Below are 18,462 nucleotides of genomic sequence, written 5' to 3' on the forward strand. Positions count from 1 at the left end.
ATGGCACTTCTCGAAGTCAACGACCTCCACATCGGCCTGCAGACGCAACGCGGCCCGGCCGAAGCCGTGCGCGGCATTTCCTTCTCGCTCGAGCGCGGCGAAACGCTGGGCATCGTCGGCGAGTCGGGCTGCGGCAAGTCGATCACCGTGATGTCGCTCATGGGCCTGCTGCCGTCCACCGCCAAGGTCACGGGCAGCATCCGCTTCGACGGCACCGAGCTGGTCGGGCGCGACGAAAAGGACATGTGCCAGATCCGCGGCAACCGCATCGGCATGATCTTCCAGGAGCCGATGACGGCCCTGAACCCGGTGCACACCATCGCGCGCCAGGTCGGTGAACCGCTGCGGCTGCACCGCGGCCTCTCGAAAGCCGAGGCGCGCAAGGAAGTGCTCGCGCTGCTCGACCGCGTCGGCATTCCCGACGCCGCCTCGCGCCTCGATGCGTATCCGCACCAGTTCTCCGGCGGGCAGCGCCAGCGCATCGGCATCGCGATGGCGCTGGCCTGCGGCCCCGACCTGCTGATTGCCGACGAGCCCACCACCGCGCTCGACGTGACGATCCAGAAGCAGATCCTCGAGCTCATCCAGGGCCTCGTGGCCGAGCGCGGCATGGCGCTCATCCTGATCTCGCACGACCTCGGCGTGATCTCGCAGACGGTCTCGAAGATGCTCGTGATGTACGGCGGCAGCGTGGTCGAGAGCGGCCCCACCGACGCCGTGTTCGCCAAGCGCGCCCACCCCTACACGCAAGGCCTGTTCGCCGCGCGCCCCACCATCGGCGCGCCGCGCGGCCTGCGCCTGGCGACCATCCGCGGCAGCGTGCCCGAGCTGGTCGACCTGCCACCGGGCTGCCCGTTCGCGGGCCGCTGCGCCTACACAGTCGACGCCTGCCACACCACGCGGCCGTCCGCCACGGTGCTGCCGCCGGACCACGCGGTGCGCTGCATGCGTCTCGAAGAAATTGCAGCCGCGCAGGCTGTTGCGCCATGAATTCATCGACCCCGTTGTTGCAGGTGACCGACCTCGTGCGGCACTACGCATTGCCGCGCGAAAAACTCTTCGGCCCGCCGCCCACCGTGAAGGCCCTCAATGGCGTGAGCTTCAGCGTGCAGGCCGGCAAGAGCCTGGGCATCGTCGGCGAATCGGGCTCGGGCAAGTCGACCATCGCGCGCCTCGTGATGGCGCTGGACACGCCGACTTCGGGCAGCGTCGCGCTCGAAGGCCGCAACTTGCACGCGCTCTCGAAGGCCGAGCTGCGCACCGCGCGGCGCGACTTCCAGATGGTCTTCCAGGACCCGTACGGTTCGCTCGACCCGCGCCAGACCGTCGCACGCATCGTCGCCGAGCCGCTCGAAGCACTGGCCGAAACACGCCGCGCCGAGCAGCGCGAACGCGCCGCCGAAGCGCTCGCCGCCGTGGGCCTGCGCACCACCGACCTCGACAAGTACCCGCACGAGTTCTCAGGCGGCCAGCGCCAGCGCATCGCGATCGCACGCGCGCTCATCACGCGCCCCAAGCTCATCGTGGCCGACGAGCCCGTGAGCGCACTCGACGTGTCCGTGCAGGCCCAGGTGCTCAACCTCATGCAGGACCTGCAGCAGCAGTTCGGCATCAGCTACCTGCTCATCAGCCACGACCTCGCCGTGGTCAACCACCTGTGCGACGAGGTGTGCGTGGTGTTCAAGGGCCAGATCGTGGAGCAGGGGCCGCCGGCCGAGCTGTTCCATCACGCGCAGCATCCGTACACCCGCACCCTGCTGTCGGCGGTGCTGCACACGCCGCCCGGCGGCACACTGCGCGCGGCCTGAACACCGGGGCCCGGCCCTCGGACAGATCGGTCATGAGCATCTGGTGGCGCGAGGCCCTGGCTTCGCGCAAGATCGCTCGCCCATCCGGGAACGTCCCGAGGAAAAACCGCCCGCGCCGGCGCGCACCGGAGGGCCTGCTGCGAGAGAATGATCCGCTGCACGTGGCATCTTTCGTGCTGTGTGTCTTTCTTTCGTGGCGCTGCGCTTCCCCCTGGGGCACGGTGCGCGCCGAAGCAGTCATTCGACACTGACCGTTTTCCGGAGATCACCCCGTATGTTGAACCGTCGCACGCTCCTTACCACCGCCGGCGCCACCGTCGCCCTGGCCACCCCGCTGGCCGGCATGGCGCAGGGCCGCAAGGACGCCATCGTGATCGGCATGGCCCTGGAGCCGCCGGGCCTGGACCCGACCACCGGCGCCGCTGCCGCCATCGCCGAGGTCGTGCAGTACAACATCCTGGAAACGCTGACCAAGATCAACGTCGACGGCAGCGTCACGCCGCTGCTGGCCGAGAGCTGGGAAATCTCGCCCGACCTGAAGACCTACACCTTCAAGCTGCGCAAGGGCGTGAAGTTCCAGAACGGCGAGCCCTTCAACGCCTCCACTGTCAAGTTCGCGTTCGACCGCGCCGGCGGCGAAAAGAGCACCAACAAGGACAAGCGCACCTTCGCCAACCTCGCCACGCAGGTGGTCGACGAGCACACGGTGGTGGTCATCAACAAGGAGATCGACCCTGACCTGCCCTTCGTGCTGGGCCAGGCCACGGCCGCCATCGTCGAGCCCAAGAGCGCCGAGGGCAACGCCACCAAGCCGATCGGCACCGGCCCCTACAAGCTGGACAACTGGGCCAAGGGCTCGTCGATCACGCTGAGCAAGTGGGAGGGCTTCCGCGCCCCCGCCGTCGCGAAGATCAACAAGGTCACCTTCCGCTTCATCTCGGACACCGCCGCGCAGGCCGCCGCCGTGCTCTCGGGCGACGTGGACGTGTTCACGCGCATCGGCACGCGCGCCGTGCCGCAGTTCCGCAACAACCCGCAGTTCCAGACTATCCTGGCCGGTTCGCGCGCCAAGACCATCCTCTCGATCAACAACAAGAAGAAGCCCCTGGACGACGTGCGCGTGCGCCGCGCGATCCTCGCGGCCATCGATCGCAAGGCCTTCATCGAGGGCGCGGCCGACGGCCTGGGCGTGCCGATCGGCAGCCATTACGTGCCGGGCGCCGCGGGCTACATCGACACCACGGGCATCAACCCCTTCGACATCGAGAAGGCCAAGAAGCTGCTCGCCGAAGCCGGCGTGAAGACCCCGCTCGAACTGCGCATGACCCTGCCCCCGCCGCCGTACGCGCGCCAGGGCGGCGAAGTCATCGTGGCCCAGCTCGCCAAGATCGGCATCAACGTGAAGATCCAGAACGTCGAGTGGGCGCAGTGGCTCAGCGGCACCTACGGCAACAAGGACTACGACCTGTCGATCATTTCGCACGTCGAGCCTTTCGACCTGGGCAACTACGCCAAGCCCGACTACTACTGGGGCTACCAGTCGAAGGCCTTCGACACGCTGTTCGACAAGATCAAGTCCACCGGCAACGCGGCCGAGCGCAACAAGCTGCTGGGCGAGGCGCAGAAGCTGCTGGCCACCGACGCGGCCAACGGCTTCCTCTACCAGCCGCAGTTCCCGACCGTGGCCAAGAAGAACGTCAAGGGCCTCTGGAAAGAGAACCCGATCTTCGTGAACGACCTGTCGGCCCTGTCTTGGGGATGAGCCCCGCAGTGCCTGACCCTTCCCTGCCTTCGTTGAGCGACCTGTCGGCGCAGGAGCTGTCTGCGGCCTACCGCGAGAAGCGCCTGTCGCCGGTCGAGGTGACGCGCGCCGTCATCGCGCGCATCGAGCACTGCGAGCCCCGGCTGCAGGCCACGTGGCTGTTCCGGCCCGAAGCCGCGCTGGAGCAGGCGCGCGCCTCGGAGCAGCGCTGGCAGCGCGGCGACGCGCGCGGCCCGCTCGACGGCGTGCCGACCACGATCAAGGAAAACATCGCCACGCGCGGCGACCCGCTGCCCGCGGGCACCGCCGCCGTCGACCTCATGCCCGCTGCCGCCGACGCCCCGCCGGCCGCGCGCCTGAAGGAAGCCGGCGCCGTCATCGTCAGCAAGACCACCATGCCCGACTACGGCATGTTGTCGTCGGGGCTATCGAGCTTTCACACGCTCGCGCGCAACCCCTGGGACCTGAGCCGCACGCCGGGCGGTTCCAGTGCCGGCGCCGGCGCCGCCGCGGCGGCGGGCTACGGCCCGCTGCACCTGGGCACCGACATCGGCGGCTCGCTGCGGCTGCCTGCCAGCTGGTGCGGCATCTTCACGCTCAAGCCCAGCCTGGGGCGCATCCCGATCGACCCGCCCTACATGGGCCGCGCCGCCGGCCCCATGACGCGCACCGTCGGCGACGCCGCGCTCATGATGCAGGCGCTGGCACGGCCCGACGCGCGCGACAGCATGAGCCTGCCCGCGCAGGACATCGACTGGGCTGCGTTCGACGTCGCGCCCGACCACCTGCGCGGCCTGCGCATCGGGCTGCTGCTGGACGCCGGCTGCGGCCTCGCGGTCGAACCCGAGATCCAGGCCGCGGTCGAGCAGGCCGCGCGCCTGTTCGAAAAGGCCGGCGCCACCGTCGAGCCCATGCAGCCCTTCATGTCGCAGGCCCTGCTCGACGGCATGGACCACCTGTGGCGCATGCGCTCGCTCGTGGACCTGAAGGCCCTGCGCCCCGACCAGCGCGCCAAGGTGCTGCCCTACATCCGCGAATGGGCCGAGAGCGCCGCCGAGTTCAGCGGCGAGCACGTGTTCCGCAGCTTCAGCCAGTTCCACGCCACGCGCGTCACGACGGTGAACGCCTGCGCGCGCTTCGACTACGTGATCTCGCCGGTGTCGCCCAACATGCCGGCGGCGGCCGAGGCGCCCTCGCCCACCAACGACCCGCTGCGACCGCTGGAGCACATCGGCTTCACGGTGCCGTTCAACATGTCGGAGCAGCCTGCAGCGTCGGTGAACTGCGGGTACTCGGCCGGCGGTTTGCCGATCGGGCTGCAGATTGCGGGGCAGCGCTTCGACGACCTCGGCGTGCTGCGCGTGGCGCGCGCGTTCGAGCAGATCCGGGAAGTACAACGGCCCTGGCCGCAGCTCTGAGCACGGCCTTCAGGCCAGCTGCAACGACAGCATCTCCCGCGCCCGCGTCACGAACGCGGTCTCGCCCCGCCGCGCAGGCAACCACTGGAACGCCACGCGCGGCAGCGCCGGCAGCCCATGCGGCGGTGCGAGCCGTGCAATGCCTTCCCCGATCGCCGATTCGTTGAGGCAGGCCACGCCCAGGCCCGCGGCCAGGGCCGACTGCAGGCCCGCCACCCCCGATGCGACGTGCGCCAGCACGTAGGGCACGCGGCGGCGGCGCAGCAGGGACACGGTGAACTGGTGCAGCGAGCAGGTGTCGGGCAGCGCCAGCAGCCGCACCGGCTCGCCGCGCACGAGGCGCAGGCCGGTCGCGCCAAGCCAAGCCAGCGATTCGCGCCGCAGCACGGCACCGCTGCCCGCCGCTGCTGCATTGGCGCCCGCGATGTTCATCGCCAACCCCACGTCGAAATCGCCATGCGCATAGGCGGTGCGCAGCGCGTCGCTCTTCAGGATGGTCACGTGCAGCCGCACCTGCGGATAGCGCTCGCCGAGCCGGCCCAGCAAACGGGTGAGGTCGCCGGGGCGGAAGTAGTCGGTCACGGCCAGCCGCAGCTCGCCCTGCAGCGTTTCGCCGCGCAGGTCGCGAAAGGCCTCGTCGCTCAGCGCGAGGATGCGCCGCGCGTGCCCCAGCAATCGCAGGCCCGCCTCGGTGGGCGCCACGCCGGCCTTGCTGCGGGTCAGCAGCGACTGGCCGGCGCGCTCCTCGAGCTTGCGGATCTGCTCGCTCACCGAGGACTGCGACAGGTACACGCGCGGCGCCGCGGCCGTGAGGCTGCCGGCGTCGGCCACCGCCACCAGGGTGCGCAACTGTTCGAGGTCGAAGCCTTGCATGGTGCCTGCCTATCCATTCGCTGATCCGATGGATTCCATCATATCTTCCCGCTTTTCCGATGACGAGAGGAATCCCACAATCACCCCATCGACCACCCGTTCTTCAACGCAAAAGGAGTCCGCCATGCCCCACATCGTCGTCCACCTCTCCGGCCAGCCTGACGCCGCCCTCACCCGCAAGACCGTCGACACGGTCGCCGAGCTCACGCAGAGCGTGCTGGGCAAGGCGCTGCCGGTCATCGCCGTCACGGTGCAGTACATCGCCGCCGACAGCTGGTTCATCGGCGGCAAGTCGCTGGCCGAGCTCGGCAAGTCGGCCTTCCACCTGGACATCAGCGTGACCGACGAGACCAACACCAAGGCCGAGAAAGCGCGCTACCTGCGCGAGGTGCACGCGGCCATGGCCCGGCTGCGGCCCGATCTGCACGAGGTCTCGTACGTCCACGTGATCGACGCGCGCGCCGCGGCCTACGGCTACGGCGGCCAGACGCAGGAGTACCGCCACCAGCAAGCGGGTGTCTGAGAAGACTTCTTGAAAGACGCCGGGGGCGTGGCACCATGCCGCCATGCCCTCCCACGGAACCCCGCATGCCGCCGACAGCCTCGGCAATCCGCTCACGCTCGACGACGCCGCCAGCCTCGCGTTGGTCGACGACTTCGTCATGGGCTTTCTCTCGACCGAGGCGCGCGCCGCGAACCTGCTGGCGCTGGCCGAACGCGATGCCAGCCCGATCGTGCAGGCCTACTGCGCGACGCTGCACCTGTTCGCCGAATCGCGCGAGGCCGCAGCGAATGCGCAACCCTTCCTCGACAAGGCCCACGCCGGTGCGGCGCGCGCCACGCCGCGCGAGCAGCGCTACATCGCCGCCGTCCAGGCCTGGGCCGACGGCGACATCGCGCGCGCCATCGCGCTGCATGCCGAGCAGGCCCGCGAGCATCCGCGCGACCTGGTGTCGGTGAAGCTGGGCCAGTACCACTGCTTCAACACCGGCGACTGCCCCGGCATGCTGCGGCTCGCGCTCGCGGCGCTGCCGGCCGCGGCCGAGGTGCCCTACGTGCACGGCATGGCGGCCTTCGGCTACGAGCAGTGCCACCTGCTGCGCGAGGCCGAGGCCAGCGCGCGCCATGCCATCGGCCTGTGCCGCAAGGAGCCCTGGGCGCACCATGCGCTGGCGCACGTGATGCTCACCGAAGGCCGGCTGGCCGAGGGGCTGACGTTCATGCACAGCGTGAGCGACACCTGGACCGGGCTCAACTCCTTCATGGTCACGCACAACTGGTGGCACGTGGCGCTGTTCCTCATCGACCTGGGCCGCGACGCCGAGGCGCTCGCCGTGTACGACGAGCACGCCTGGGGCGTGGTGAAGGACTACTCGCAAGACCAGATCGGCGCCGTGTCGCTGCTCGCGCGGCTCGAGCTCGCGGGCATCGACGTCGGTGCGCGCTGGGACGACGTGGCCGACCACCTGCGGCAGCGCCAGGCCGACCACGTGCTGCCCTTTCTCGACCTGCAGTACCTCTACGGTCTGGCGCGCGCCGGCCGGCCCGAGGCGCAGGTGCTGCTGCACAACATCGAGGCCTTCGCGCCCGTGGCGCCGGCGTCCACGCGCGCCGCGTGGCAGCGCGTGTGCGTGCCGGCCGCACGCGGCCTCGTGGCCCATGCGCGTGGCGACGTGGCGGGTGCGGTCGAGGGCCTGGGCGTCGCGCTGCCGCGCATGATCGAGATCGGCGGCAGCCATGCGCAGCGCGACCTGTTCGAGCAGCTGTACCTCGACGCGCTGGTGCGCACCGGCACCGAGTCCGCGCTCGCGGGCGCGCAAGGCCTGCTGCAGCAGCAGCTCAACGGCCAGCCCGAATCGCTGCGGCTGCGGCGGCAGACCGACGCGGTCTACGCACGGCTGGGACTCGGGCAGATCACGGCGCGCTGAGCGGCGCGCGGCACCACCCATGCCTTCCGGTCATGGGGCGTGCCGCAAAAGGAATTAACGGCTGCGCGGGAGCGACTCCTAAACTGGCCGCTCCTCCCGCTCTGCTCCCGTTCGCCCATGCAGCGCTCCCTCGTCACGCTGGCCGTTCTCGCGGCCCTCGCCTCGCCCTTCCACACCACCGCCGCTGAAGCCCCCGTCGAGCTCGACCTGCTGCTGCGCGGCGGCACCATCTACACGGGCGACAGCGACACGCCGGTGGTCGGCGACGTCGGCATTGCGGGCGACCGCATCGTGTTCGCGGGCCGCGCCATGCCGGCGCAGTTCAGCGCGCGCCGCACCATCGACGCCACCGGCCTCGTGGTGGCGCCCGGCTTCATCGACGCCCACACGCACGCCGACGCCGACCTGCTCTCGAGCGACGCGCGCAAGCGCCTGAACATTCCCTTCCTCACGCAGGGCGTGACCACGGCCGTGATCGGCAACGACGGCTTCGGCGGCTACGACATCGCCGCGCAGACGCAGAAGCTGCGCGCCGAGCCGGTCGGCACCAACGTCGCGATGTACGCGGGCTTCGGGCCGCTGCGCATCAGCCAGCTCGGCGAGGCCAACCGCGCCCCTACGCCCGCGCAGATGGACACGATGAAGCAGCACCTGAGCCGCGCGATGTGCGACGGCGCGCTCGGGCTGTCGACGGGCCTGTTCTATCCGCCGCAGAATTTCTCGAAGACCGAGGAGGTCATCGAACTGGCCAAGGTAGCGGCCGCGCACGGCGGCCTGTACGACAGCCACATCCGCGACGAGGCCATGTACAACATCGGCCTCAAAGGCTCGATCGACGAGGTGATCCGCATCGGCCACGAGGCCAAGCTGCCGGTGCACGTGGCGCACATCAAGGCGCTGGGCGTGGCGGTGCAGGGCCAGAGCGGCGACATCATCCGGCGCATCGAGAAGGAGCGCGCCGCGGGCCTGGACATCACGGCCGACCACTACCCCTGGACCGCGTCGAGCACGCGCTTCTCGGCCGCGCTGCTGCCGCCCTGGGCCAACGAAGGCGGCCGCGCCGCGACGCTGCAACGCTTCGACGATGCGGCGCAGCAGGAGCGCCTGCGCAAGGACATGCGCGAGAACCTGCGCCTGCGCGGCGGGCCCGAGGCCATCCTGTTCTCGGCCGGCAGCACGAAGTACGTGGGCAAGACACTGGCCGACGTGGCCAAGGCCTCGAACGCCGACCCGGTCGACGCCGCCATCGCCGTGCTGCGCGACGGCGACCTGATGATCGCCTCGTTCAACATGAGCGACGACGACGTGCGCGCCTTCATGAAGCGGCCCTGGGTCATGACCTCGTCCGACTCGTCGCTGGGCCATCCGCGCGCCTACGGCACCTTCGCGCGCAAGTACGACCAGTACGTGGTGAAGGAACGCGCGATCTCGCTGGCGCAGTTCATCCGCAGCAGCACCTCGTTCACGGCCGACACGCTGGGGCTGGTGCAGCGCGGCCACCTGCGCCCCGGCTACCACGCCGACGTGGTGGTGTTCGATCCGAAGCGCTTTGCGGCCAAGGCCACCTACACGCAGCCGACGCTGCTGTCCGAGGGCGTGGTCACGGTGCTGGTGAACGGTCGCCTCGCGGTGGACGGCGGCCAGCCCACGGGCGTGGGCGCCGGCGTGCCGCTGCTGCGCACGCCGAAGCCGGGCAGCTGCCCGGCCTGAGCCGAAGGCTCATCAGTCTTTCTTGAGGTGCCGGCGCTGGTCGTAGGTGGGCTGCGGCGGCAAGTCGGCGAGGTGGCGCGTGTCGGCCCACTCGACGATCTCGATGGCGTCCGGCGCGGCCGGGTCGGCGATGCGGATGCGGTTGAAGCCCGCGTTCGGGATCTCGCTCTGGCGCGGGCCGCTGAGGCTCAGGCCGCGCGCGGTGCGCCACACCATGTCGAGCACGCCGCCGTGCGTGACGACGATCAGGCGCTGGCCGCGATGCGCCGCGGCCACGGCGCCGAGCGCGCCGATCACGCGTGCATGGAACTCGCGCGCGCTCTCGCCCTGCGGCATGGCGTGGTCTTCGCGGAACTCCAGCCACTCTTCCCAGGCGCGCGGATGCTGGCTCTGGATCTCGTCGGCCCGCATGCCCTCGACCACGCCGAAGTGCTGCTCGCGCAGCGCCACCGAGGTGACGACCGGCAGCGCCAACTGCTGCGCCGCGGGCGCCGCGGTCTGCTGGGCGCGCATGAGGTCGCTGCTGATGAGGTGCCGTGCCGTCTCGCCCGCGAGCCGCAGGCCGAGGCGACGCGCCTGCTCGTGGCCGATGTCGTTGAGCGGGACGTCCGCGTGGCCCTGGAAGCGCAGCTCGCGGTTCCAGGCGGTTTCGCCGTGGCGGATCAGGATGAGGTCGGTGGGGGCGGAGTCGGGGGTGGTGGTGGACATTGCATGCATTGTCCCCCGAGTGCATGACATGCCGGCTTCGTGCCAACCCGCTGTTGCACGACTGCCACCGCGTACGGGCCGTGCGTCGGGCGCGTCCGATCGCGCAAAATCGGCCCATGCCCCATCTTGTCCTGCTGCCCGGCCTTGCCTGCGACGAACGCCTCTGGGAGGCCCAGTTGCCCGCACTTCCCGCCGCCTTCGGCGCCCGCGTGAGCGACGTCCAGACGCGCCACGACACCATCGAGGGCATGGCCAGCGCCGTGCTGCGCGAGCACGACGGCCCGCTGGTGCTGTGCGGTGCCTCGATGGGCGGCATGGTCGCGATGGAAGCGGCGCGCCAGGCGCCCGAGCGCATCGCCGGGTTGATGCTGCTGGGCACCAGCGCGCGGCCCGAGACGCCCGACATGTTCGCGCTGCGCGAAGGCGCCATCGAATGGTTCGAGCGCGGCGAGGTGCGCGAGATCATCGAGCCCAACGTCGCCTTCGCCTTCCATCCCGCGCAGGCCGCCAACCCGGCGCTGGTGCAGCGCTACCTGGACATCGTGCTCGGTGCCGGCGCGGCCCAGCTCATCCGCCAGAACCACGCCGTGATGCGCCGCCCCGATGCGCGCACGCACCTGGCCCTGCTGCGCGCGCCGGTGCTGCTGATGTGCGGCGACGACGACCGCCTCGCGCCGCCCGAATGCACCCGCGAGATGGCGGCGCTGCTGCCGCGCGCCGAGGTGGTGTGGGTGCCGCAGTGCGGCCACATGCTGACGATGGAGAAGCCTGCGTTCGTCAACACGGCGCTCAACGCCTGGCTGGGCAAGCACTTCCCCAGCGCTTGAGAACCCCGGTCAGTGCAGCTGGCCGCCGGTTTCCGCGACGTCCTGCTTCACGGCGAGCGCTGTCTTCACCGTGATGCGCAAGGCATCGACCAGCGTCTCGAGCGCCATGCTCGGCGCACCCGGAAAGCGCGCCGCCTGCGCGGGCAGGTAGGGAATGTGGATGAAGCCGCCGCGCGCGCCCTTCGCCGCCGCGTGCGTCGCGATGCGGTGCATCAGCCCGTAGAAGAGGTGGTTGCACACGAAGGTGCCCGCACTGTTCGACACCGAGGCCGGCACACCGCCCGCGCGCAGTTCGCGCACGATGGCCTTCACGGGCAGGCTCGAGAAGTAGGCCGCAGGCGCGCCGGACACCACGGGCACGTCGATCGGCTGGCGGCCGAGGTTGTCGGGCACGCGGGCGTCGTCGACGTTGATGGCGATGCGCTCCGGCGTGAACTCGGCGCGGCCACCGGCCTGGCCGATGCAGATCACCAGCGTCGGCTGGAGCTCGTCCATCGCGCGGTCGAGCGCGGTGAGCGCCTCGCCGAAGACGCAGGGCACGAGGCGCGCATGCACGGTGGCGCGGCCGCACTTCCAGCCATCGAGCGTGCGCACCGCCTCCCATGATGGATTGAGCAGCTCCTGCTCGAAGGGCTCGAAGCCCGTCAGCAGGACCGTGGGAGAAGCGCGCTTCGCCGGCATCCTGTTCAGGCCATCGCGCGAACGTCGATGCCTTCCTGCTGCAGCCGTTCGCGGATGCGCCGCGCGAAGGCCAGCGCATGCGCGCCGTCGCCGTGCAGACACACGCTCTGGGCGTTGACGGGCACGGTGCTGCCGTCGATGGCGACCACGCGGTGGTCGCGCACCAGCGACAGGGTCTGCGCGAGCGACTGTTCCTCGCTCTCGATGAGCGCACCGGGCTGGCTGCGCGGCACGAGGCTGCCGTCGGGCATGTAGCCACGGTCGGCGAACACTTCCTCCACGGGCTGCAGGCCGGCGCGGCGGGCCGCGTCGATCATGTTGCTGCCGGCCAGGCCGAAGAACTTGAGCGAAGGGTCGAAGCGGCGCACCGCCTCGCACAGCGCCTCGGCCAGCTCGGGTTCTTTCACCGCCTGGTTGTAGAGCTGGCCGTGCGGCTTCACGTGCGCGAGCCGGCCGCCCTCGGCCTTGACGATCGCGGCCAGCGCGCCGACCTGGTAGAGCACGTTCGCCACGATCTCCTCGGGCGGCAGGTGCATGGTGCTGCGGCCGAAGTTCTCGCGGTCGGGAAAGCTCGGGTGCGCGCCGATCGCCACGCCGTGGGCCATGGCCCAGCGCACGCACTGCTGCATCGTCCTGGCGTCGCCCGCGTGCCAGCCGCAGGCGATGTTGGCGGAACTCACGAGGCCGAGCAGCGCTTCGTCGCTGCCGGCGCCTTCGCCGAGGTCGGCGTTCAGGTCGATCTGCATGGGGTGTTCTCCGTCTCGGGGGCAGGTGCGGGAGCCACCTGCTTCAGGCCACAGTCTAGGCCGCGCCGGGCCAGCCCGCAGCGGCGAGCCCCTGCGCCACCTGCGCCAGGTAGCGCTGCTGCGCAGCCCAGGCCGCGAGCGCGTGCGACAGGTCGGTGCGCACCAGCCGCAGCCGGCCACCCAGCGGCGCCTGCGCGAGCTTCCAGAGGTCGGCGCGGATCACCACGCCGATGCGCGGGTAGCCGCCGGTGGTCTGCGCGTCGCCCATGAGGATGATCGGCTGGCCCGAAGGCGGCACCTGGATCGTGCCGGGGATCACGCCCGACGAGAGCATGTCGCCGCCCGCCTTGCGCTGCAGCTCGGCGCCGGCGAGCCGGCTGCCCATGCGGTTGCTTTGCGGCGTGATGCGCCAGCGCTCGTTCCACAGCAGCGCCTGCGCGTCGGGCGTGAACAGATCGAACTCGGGGCCGGGCAGCACGCGCAGCGCGAGCGCGCCGTCGGGCTCGGCCGTGCCCCAGTCGGGCGCGCGCAGGCCGAAGGGACGGCGCGCGTTCTGGTCGGCGCCGAGGCGCGAAGCGCCCAGCGCGAGCCGGTCGCCCTTGCGCAGCGCGCGGCCCTCGTGGCCGCCGAAGCCGGCCTTGAGGTCGGTGCTGCGAGAGCCGAGCACGGGCGCCACGTCGATGCCGCCGGCCACCGCGAGCCAGCTGCGCAGGCCGGCCTTCGGCGTGCCGGGCGCGTTGGCACCGGCGAGCCGCAAGGTCTGGCCGGCGCGCACCGGCACGCTCCAGCAGGGCCACAGCGGCACGCCGTCGAGCGTGGCGCCGAAGTCGTCGCCGGTGAGCGCGATGCGGGTGTCGACTTCGAACTGCAGCTCGCAGCCGCCCATGGTGAATTCGATGCCCGCCGCCGCGTCGGCGTTGCCGGCCAGCCGGTTCGCCAGCGTGAGCGCGAGCATGTCGAGCGCACCGCCCGGGCAGATGCCGAGCTGGCGCAGGCCGGGCCGCCCGAGGTCCTGCACCGAGGCATGCACGCCGGGTTTGCGCACGAGGATCATGTCTGCAGGCTTTCGACGACGAAGCGCACGCGGTCGCCGGGGCGCAGCAGCGTAGGTGATTCCGCCGAGGGATCGAACAGCTCGAGCGGCGTGCGCCCGATGAGCTGCCAGCCGCCCGGCGACACCAACGGATAGATGCCGGTCTGCTCGCCACCGATGCCGACCGAGCGCGCAGGCACCGCGGTGCGTGGTTCGGCGCGGCGCGGTGTCGCGAGTTCGGGCGGCAGCCCGCCCATGAAGGCGAAGCCCGGCAGGAAGCCGAGCAGGTAGACCACGTAGTCGCCGCCGCTGTGGCGTCGCACCACCTCGGCCGCCGACAGCCCGGTGTGGGCCGCCACGTCGGCGAGGTCAGGGCCGTGCTCGCCACCGTAGGCCACGGGAATCTCGATGCGCCGCCCTTCAGCGGCATGGGCCGCGAGCCCCGGCCAGGCCTGGAGCACGCGCGCCGCGAGTTCCTCGAACGCCACGGCGGTCGGGTCGAAGGTCAGCGTGAGGTTGTTCATGCCCGGCAGCGCTTCGCCGACGCCGGGCCAGGCCAGCACCTCGGCGGCCAGCGCCCAGATGCGCTGCTGCTGCGCCAGCGTGGCGGGCGCGGGCAGGTCGCACACCAGCGCCGCATCGCCCAGCGGATGCAGGCGGGGCAAGGGGGTGGCGCTCACCTCAGCGCGAAGCCTGGAGCGGGCTCATTCCCTGCCCAGGCTGCGAACTTTGGCGGTGAGCTGTTGCTCGACGTTCGGCGAGACGAACTTGTTGACCTCGCCGCCGAGCATGGCGATCTCGCGCACGAAGGTGCTGGAGATGAACTGGTACTTGTCGCTCGGGGTCAGGAACACGGTCTCGACGTCGGGCATCAGCGAGCGGTTCATGCCGGCGAGCTGGAACTCGTAGTCGAAGTCGGTCACGGCGCGCAGGCCGCGCACCATGGCCTTGCCGCCGCGCGCGACGACGAAGTCGCGCAGCAGGCCCGAGAAGCTCTCGACCGTCACCTGGTCGCTGTAGGGCTTCACCGCCTCGCGGGCCATGTCCATGCGCTCGGAGAGCGTGAACAGCGCCTTCTTGTGGTGGCCCGCCGCGACGGCGACGATCACCTTGGAGAAGAGTTGGGTTGCACGCCGCACCACGTCCTCGTGACCGAGGGTGATGGGGTCGAAAGTGCCGGGATAAACCGCGATCACGTTGCTGGCCATGGTTGCTTCTTCCTCATGCTGCCGGTGCGGCTTGTCCGGCGGATTATGCAGGCAGGGGCGCGGCATGCCGCAGCAGATGGGCATGCACGGCGCCGGCCTTCAGGTAGCGGAATTCCATGAGGCCCAGCGCGGCGAGCTCCTCGGCGGCCCAGCGGCGCGGCGCCTCGAGGTAGATCGCGCCGTCGGCATGCAGCGCGCGCGCGGCCGCGCGCAGGGCCGGCTCGTAGAGCGCGAGGTTGTCGAAGGGCGGATCGAGAAACACCGCCTGCAGGCTGCCCGCCGCCGCGCGTTCGAGCGCGGTGACGCCGTTGCCGCGCTCCACGCGCACAGCCTCGGCCGAGAGCTTGGCCTTGGCGGCCTGCAGCTGGGCAACCAGCGCGGCGTCCTGCTCGCACAGCAGCACGTGGGCCGCGCCGCGCGAGGCGGCTTCGAGGCCGAGCGCGCCGGTGCCCGCGAAGGCGTCGATGCAGTGCCAGCCCGGCAAGGCACCGCCGCCCACGCCGGCCAGGCTCGCGAGCCAGTTGAACAGCGTTTCGCGCACGCGGTCGGGCGTGGGGCGCAGGCCGGGCTTGTCGGCCACGGCCAGGCGGGTGCGCTTCCATTCGCCGCCGATGATGCGGACCTCGCTGGGCCGCGACGGGCGCTTGGCGGCGGGGGCGCGCGCGACGGGCGCGGCGGCGTTCTTCTTCGGGGGCTTCTGGGGCATGCGGCGAGCTTAACGCCGCAGCTGGCCCCCCTTCACTCAGTAGCCCATGAACGCGCGACGGGCCAGCAGCGCGGCCAGCACGAGCATCGTGCCGCCGATGAGCGCATCGAGCATCTGCCAGGCGCGCGGCCGAGCGAACACCGGCGCCAGCAGCCGCGCGCCGAAGCCCAGCGCGGTGAACCACAGCACGCTGGCCAGCGTCGACCCGACCACGAACCAGGCCTTGAGCAGGCCCGGGTACTGCGCCCCGGCCGTGCCCACGAGCAGCACGGTGTCCAGGTAGACGTGCGGGTTCAGCAGCGTGAAGCCGGCGGCCTGCGCGACCACCGCGGCGCGCGAGCGCGAGGCGCCCTGCGACACCGTCTGCAGCGCGCCCGGCTGGCGCGAGCGCCACAGCGCGCGCAGGCCGTAGCCGCAGAGAAAGGCCGCGCCGAAGCCCGCGAGCAGCGTCGCCAGCATCGGCCGCCCCTTCAGCGCCTGCGCCATGCCGGCCACGCCCGCCGCGACCAGCACCGCGTCGCAGACGGCGCAGAACAGCACCACCGCGCTCACGTGCTCGCGGCGCAAGCCCTGGCGCAGCACGTAGGCGTTCTGGGCACCGATGGCGACGATGAGCACCAGGCTCATGAAGAGCCCGTTGAGGAAAGCGGTGGAGGCGTGAACGGCGGTCATGGTCCGAGCTTGCCGTCCGCTCGGCATTCAATCAAACTAAACTTTCTAACGCCGATTCAGTTTTACTTCATTCACCACCATGCTCGACTACGCCGCCCTGCACGCCCTTGCCGCCGTGGTGCGCGAAGGCAGTTTCGAGCGCGCCGCCCGCGCGCTGCACGTCACGCCCTCGGCGGTGTCGCAGCGCGTGAAGCTGCTCGAGGAGCGCACCGGCGGTGCGCTGCTGGTGCGCGGCCAGCCCTGCGTGGCGACCGAGGCCGGCCTGCAGCTGTGCCGGCACGTCGAGCGCGTGGGCATGCTGGAACACGAGCTGCGCGAGGCCCTGCCCGCGCTGGGCATGGGCAGCGGCGAGGCGCACGAGCGGGTCACGGTGCGGGTGGCGGTCAACGCCGACAGCCTCGCGACCTGGTTCATGGCGGGTGCCGCCGCCTTCGCCGCGCAGGCGCCCGACGCGCTGCTCGACCTCACGGCCGACGACCAGGACCACACGGCCGAGCGGCTGCGCAGCGGCGCCGTGCTGGCGGCCGTGACCGCGCTGGCCCAGCCGGTCACCGGCTGCAACAGCGAGGCGCTGGGCACGGTGCACTACGTGGCCGCCGCGAGCCCCGGTTTCGTGGAACGCTATTTCGCCAAGGGCGTGGGCGCGCGCACGCTGGCCGCGGCGCCGAACCTGGTGTTCGACCGCAAGGACCGGCTGCAGGCGCGCTGGGTGCGTCGCATCTGCCACCGCAACGTGGAGACGCCGCGCCACTGGGTGCCCTCGCCCGCCGCCTTCGTCGAAGCGGCCTGCCGTGGTATCGGCTGGGGCATGCACCCGACCAGCATGGTGGCCGATGCGCTGCGCGACGGCACGCTGGTCGAACTGGTGCCCGGCGCAACGCTGCCGGTGCCGCTGTACTGGCAGCACGCCCGCGCGGCGCCGCGCCTGCTGGCGCAGCTCGGCGCCGCGGTGCGCGAGGCCGCGCGCAACGGGCCGCACGCGCTGGCCTGAGCTTTTCTTTTCTTGCTTACTGCGCCGCGGCGGCCTGCTTGCCGCCCACCACCACCGTCACCATGCGCTGCGGCTGCAGCTTGCGGGCGAATGCGGCCTGGATGTCGGCGGCCGTGACGGCGTTCATGCGCGCGGTCCAGGTGTCGAGGTAGTCCAGCGGCAGGCCGTACCAGGCGATGTTGGCGACGTTGCCGATCAGCTTGCGGTTGCTGTCCAGGAGCAGCGGGAAGCCGCCGATCAGGTTGTCCTTGGCGGCCTTCAGCTCCTTCTCGGTCGGGCCTTCGGCCACGAACTTCGCGAGCACGTCGCGCGAGACCTTCGTCGCCGCCTCGGCCTGGTCGGGCCGGGTCTGGAAGCCGATGCGGAAGGCGCCCGCGTCGAGCCCCGGCGCAAAGCCGCTGTACACGCTGTAGGCTAGGCCGCGCTTCTCGCGCACCTCTTCGGTCAGCCGCGAGACAAAGCCACCGCCGCCGAGCACGTAGTTGCCGAGCGTGAGCGCGAAGTGGTCCGGGTCCTGACGCGGGTAGCCGGGCTGGCCGATGAAGACATGGGCCTGCGCCGAGTCGAACGCAATGCGCTCGTCCTTCGGCGCCGTGAGCGCCACCACCGGCGCGATGCCCGGCAGCGGTGCGCAGGCGCCGGGGCTGGGCAGGCGCGACAGCAGCGTGGTCGCGAGCGCCTCGGCCTCGGCGCGCGTGACCGCGCCCACGATGCTGAGCTTGGCGCGGCACGGCAGGATCAGCTGCTCGTAGCGCTGGCGCATGGCGGCGGTGTCGATGCGCGCCAGCGTGGCCTCGGTCACTTCCTGGCCGTAGGGGTGCGTGCCGTACACGGCCTGCGCGAAGGCGCGGCCGACGACGGTCGCGGGCTTGGTGTTGGCTTCCTTGATGGCGGCGTTGATGCGCTCGCGCTCGCGCGGCCAGATGTCGTCGGGGAACGAGGGCTCGCCGATCTCGCGCGCGGCCAGGGCCACGGCCTTGGTCAGCAATGCCGGGTCGGACAGCGTGCGCAGCGTGTAGCTGGTGCGGTCGGTGCCGGCGCTCACGTCGAAGCTGGCGCCCAGGTCGGCCCAGGCCTCGCCCAGCGCATTCTGGTCGAGCGCGGGCTCGCCGTTGCGACCGGCGCGCACGCCCTTCTCGACCATCGCGGCGCTGGTGCTGGCCAGCCCGGCCTGCGCGGCCGGGTCGCGCCGGCTGCCGGCGTCGAAGTCGATCTGCACGTCGACGATCGGCAATGCGTTGGTCGACACCAGGTACACCTTGGCGCCGTTGGCCAGCGTCCAGTGTTGGATGGGCAGCGCGGCCTGCGCGCTGCCCATGCCGAACAGCGCGGTGATGCCCGCCAGGAGGGCGGTGCTTGCAATCTTGTGGAGGTTCTTCATGAGGGGAATC

The 18,462-nt window shown here is 71.2% G+C and carries 19 protein-coding genes; 9 read left to right on the forward strand and 10 right to left on the reverse strand.

Features of this window, described 5'->3' with window-relative positions:
* The 4 genes from AC1RAA_RS17180 (at position 1) to AC1RAA_RS17195 (ending at position 4,988) form a co-directional block, all read left to right on the forward strand.
* Positions 1 to 990, forward strand: a complete 990-nt coding sequence (locus tag AC1RAA_RS17180; protein WP_492731070.1) for an ABC transporter ATP-binding protein — start codon at positions 1 to 3, stop codon at positions 988 to 990.
* Entirely contained in the window at positions 987 to 1,808 is an 822-nt protein-coding gene (locus tag AC1RAA_RS17185) for an ATP-binding cassette domain-containing protein (RefSeq protein WP_095949168.1), read from the forward strand. Before AC1RAA_RS17180 ends, AC1RAA_RS17185 begins: the two co-directional genes overlap by 4 nt.
* Positions 1,809 to 2,082: 274 nt before the next feature.
* On the forward strand, positions 2,083 to 3,570 hold the full coding sequence (locus AC1RAA_RS17190) for an ABC transporter substrate-binding protein (RefSeq protein ID WP_159275445.1): 1,488 nt from the start codon (positions 2,083 to 2,085) through the stop codon (positions 3,568 to 3,570).
* Positions 3,571 to 3,593: 23 nt separating this feature from the next.
* Complete coding sequence (locus AC1RAA_RS17195; RefSeq protein WP_370869985.1) at positions 3,594 to 4,988, forward strand: amidase; 1,395 nt, start codon at positions 3,594 to 3,596, stop codon at positions 4,986 to 4,988.
* 9 nt (positions 4,989 to 4,997) lie between these two features.
* Here AC1RAA_RS17195 and AC1RAA_RS17200 read toward each other — a convergent pair whose 3' ends face one another.
* Positions 4,998 to 5,861, reverse strand: coding sequence for a LysR family transcriptional regulator (locus AC1RAA_RS17200; protein ID WP_159275443.1), 864 nt, complete (start codon positions 5,859 to 5,861; stop codon positions 4,998 to 5,000).
* 124 nt (positions 5,862 to 5,985) lie between these two features.
* On the opposite strand from AC1RAA_RS17200, the gene AC1RAA_RS17205 reads away from it, so the two are divergent.
* The 3 genes from AC1RAA_RS17205 (at position 5,986) to AC1RAA_RS17215 (ending at position 9,499) form a co-directional block, all read left to right on the forward strand.
* On the forward strand, positions 5,986 to 6,384 hold the full coding sequence (locus AC1RAA_RS17205) for a tautomerase family protein (protein WP_095949164.1): 399 nt from the start codon (positions 5,986 to 5,988) through the stop codon (positions 6,382 to 6,384).
* A 43-nt stretch (positions 6,385 to 6,427) separates the two neighbouring features.
* Entirely contained in the window at positions 6,428 to 7,789 is a 1,362-nt protein-coding gene (locus AC1RAA_RS17210) for a tetratricopeptide repeat protein (protein ID WP_492731068.1), read from the forward strand.
* A gap of 117 nt (positions 7,790 to 7,906) precedes the next feature.
* Complete coding sequence (locus AC1RAA_RS17215) at positions 7,907 to 9,499, forward strand: N-acyl-D-amino-acid deacylase family protein (RefSeq protein ID WP_492731066.1); 1,593 nt, start codon at positions 7,907 to 7,909, stop codon at positions 9,497 to 9,499.
* A gap of 12 nt (positions 9,500 to 9,511) precedes the next feature.
* Here the strand turns inward: AC1RAA_RS17215 and AC1RAA_RS17220 are convergent, their stop codons facing one another.
* On the reverse strand, positions 9,512 to 10,207 hold the full coding sequence (locus tag AC1RAA_RS17220) for a histidine phosphatase family protein (RefSeq protein WP_139706433.1): 696 nt from the start codon (positions 10,205 to 10,207) through the stop codon (positions 9,512 to 9,514).
* A gap of 116 nt (positions 10,208 to 10,323) precedes the next feature.
* On the opposite strand from AC1RAA_RS17220, the gene AC1RAA_RS17225 reads away from it, so the two are divergent.
* Positions 10,324 to 11,034: an alpha/beta fold hydrolase gene (locus tag AC1RAA_RS17225; protein ID WP_174543705.1), complete on the forward strand. Its 711-nt coding sequence runs from the start codon at positions 10,324 to 10,326 to the stop codon at positions 11,032 to 11,034.
* 9 nt (positions 11,035 to 11,043) lie between these two features.
* Here AC1RAA_RS17225 and pcp read toward each other — a convergent pair whose 3' ends face one another.
* The 7 genes from pcp to AC1RAA_RS17260 are packed head-to-tail and all read right to left on the reverse strand — an operon-like array spanning position 11,044 to position 16,080.
* A complete protein-coding gene (gene pcp / locus AC1RAA_RS17230; RefSeq protein WP_492731065.1) occupies positions 11,044 to 11,715 on the reverse strand; it encodes a pyroglutamyl-peptidase I in 672 nt (223 codons plus the stop codon).
* 5 nt (positions 11,716 to 11,720) lie between these two features.
* The gene (pxpA, locus tag AC1RAA_RS17235; RefSeq protein ID WP_070061982.1) at positions 11,721 to 12,461 is read right to left on the reverse strand and encodes a 5-oxoprolinase subunit PxpA; all 741 of its coding nucleotides are present in this window, start codon (positions 12,459 to 12,461) and stop codon (positions 11,721 to 11,723) included.
* 55 nt (positions 12,462 to 12,516) lie between these two features.
* Positions 12,517 to 13,515, reverse strand: a complete 999-nt coding sequence (locus AC1RAA_RS17240) for a 5-oxoprolinase subunit C family protein (RefSeq protein WP_492731064.1) — start codon at positions 13,513 to 13,515, stop codon at positions 12,517 to 12,519.
* Positions 13,512 to 14,159: a 5-oxoprolinase subunit PxpB gene (gene pxpB / locus AC1RAA_RS17245; protein WP_369647790.1), complete on the reverse strand. Its 648-nt coding sequence runs from the start codon at positions 14,157 to 14,159 to the stop codon at positions 13,512 to 13,514. Before pxpB ends, AC1RAA_RS17240 begins: the two co-directional genes overlap by 4 nt.
* Before the next feature lie 39 nt (positions 14,160 to 14,198).
* A complete protein-coding gene (gene coaD / locus AC1RAA_RS17250; RefSeq protein ID WP_062481439.1) occupies positions 14,199 to 14,702 on the reverse strand; it encodes a pantetheine-phosphate adenylyltransferase in 504 nt (167 codons plus the stop codon).
* Between the two features lie 43 nt (positions 14,703 to 14,745).
* Complete coding sequence (locus AC1RAA_RS17255) at positions 14,746 to 15,408, reverse strand: RsmD family RNA methyltransferase (RefSeq protein WP_492731062.1); 663 nt, start codon at positions 15,406 to 15,408, stop codon at positions 14,746 to 14,748.
* Between the two features lie 36 nt (positions 15,409 to 15,444).
* Entirely contained in the window at positions 15,445 to 16,080 is a 636-nt protein-coding gene (locus AC1RAA_RS17260) for a LysE/ArgO family amino acid transporter (RefSeq protein WP_095746682.1), read from the reverse strand.
* A gap of 79 nt (positions 16,081 to 16,159) precedes the next feature.
* Here AC1RAA_RS17260 and AC1RAA_RS17265 point away from each other — a divergent pair, with 79 nt between their 5' ends.
* The gene (locus AC1RAA_RS17265; RefSeq protein WP_492731061.1) at positions 16,160 to 17,071 is read left to right on the forward strand and encodes a LysR family transcriptional regulator ArgP; all 912 of its coding nucleotides are present in this window, start codon (positions 16,160 to 16,162) and stop codon (positions 17,069 to 17,071) included.
* Positions 17,072 to 17,087: 16 nt separating this feature from the next.
* Here AC1RAA_RS17265 and AC1RAA_RS17270 read toward each other — a convergent pair whose 3' ends face one another.
* Positions 17,088 to 18,452 carry a M16 family metallopeptidase gene (locus AC1RAA_RS17270; protein WP_492731060.1) on the reverse strand — a complete coding sequence of 455 codons (1,365 nt, stop codon included), beginning with the start codon at positions 18,450 to 18,452 and terminating at the stop codon, positions 17,088 to 17,090.
* Positions 18,453 to 18,462 lie beyond the last annotated feature (10 nt).

This window comes from Variovorax sp. GW823-FHT04F07, from assembly GCF_058795995.1.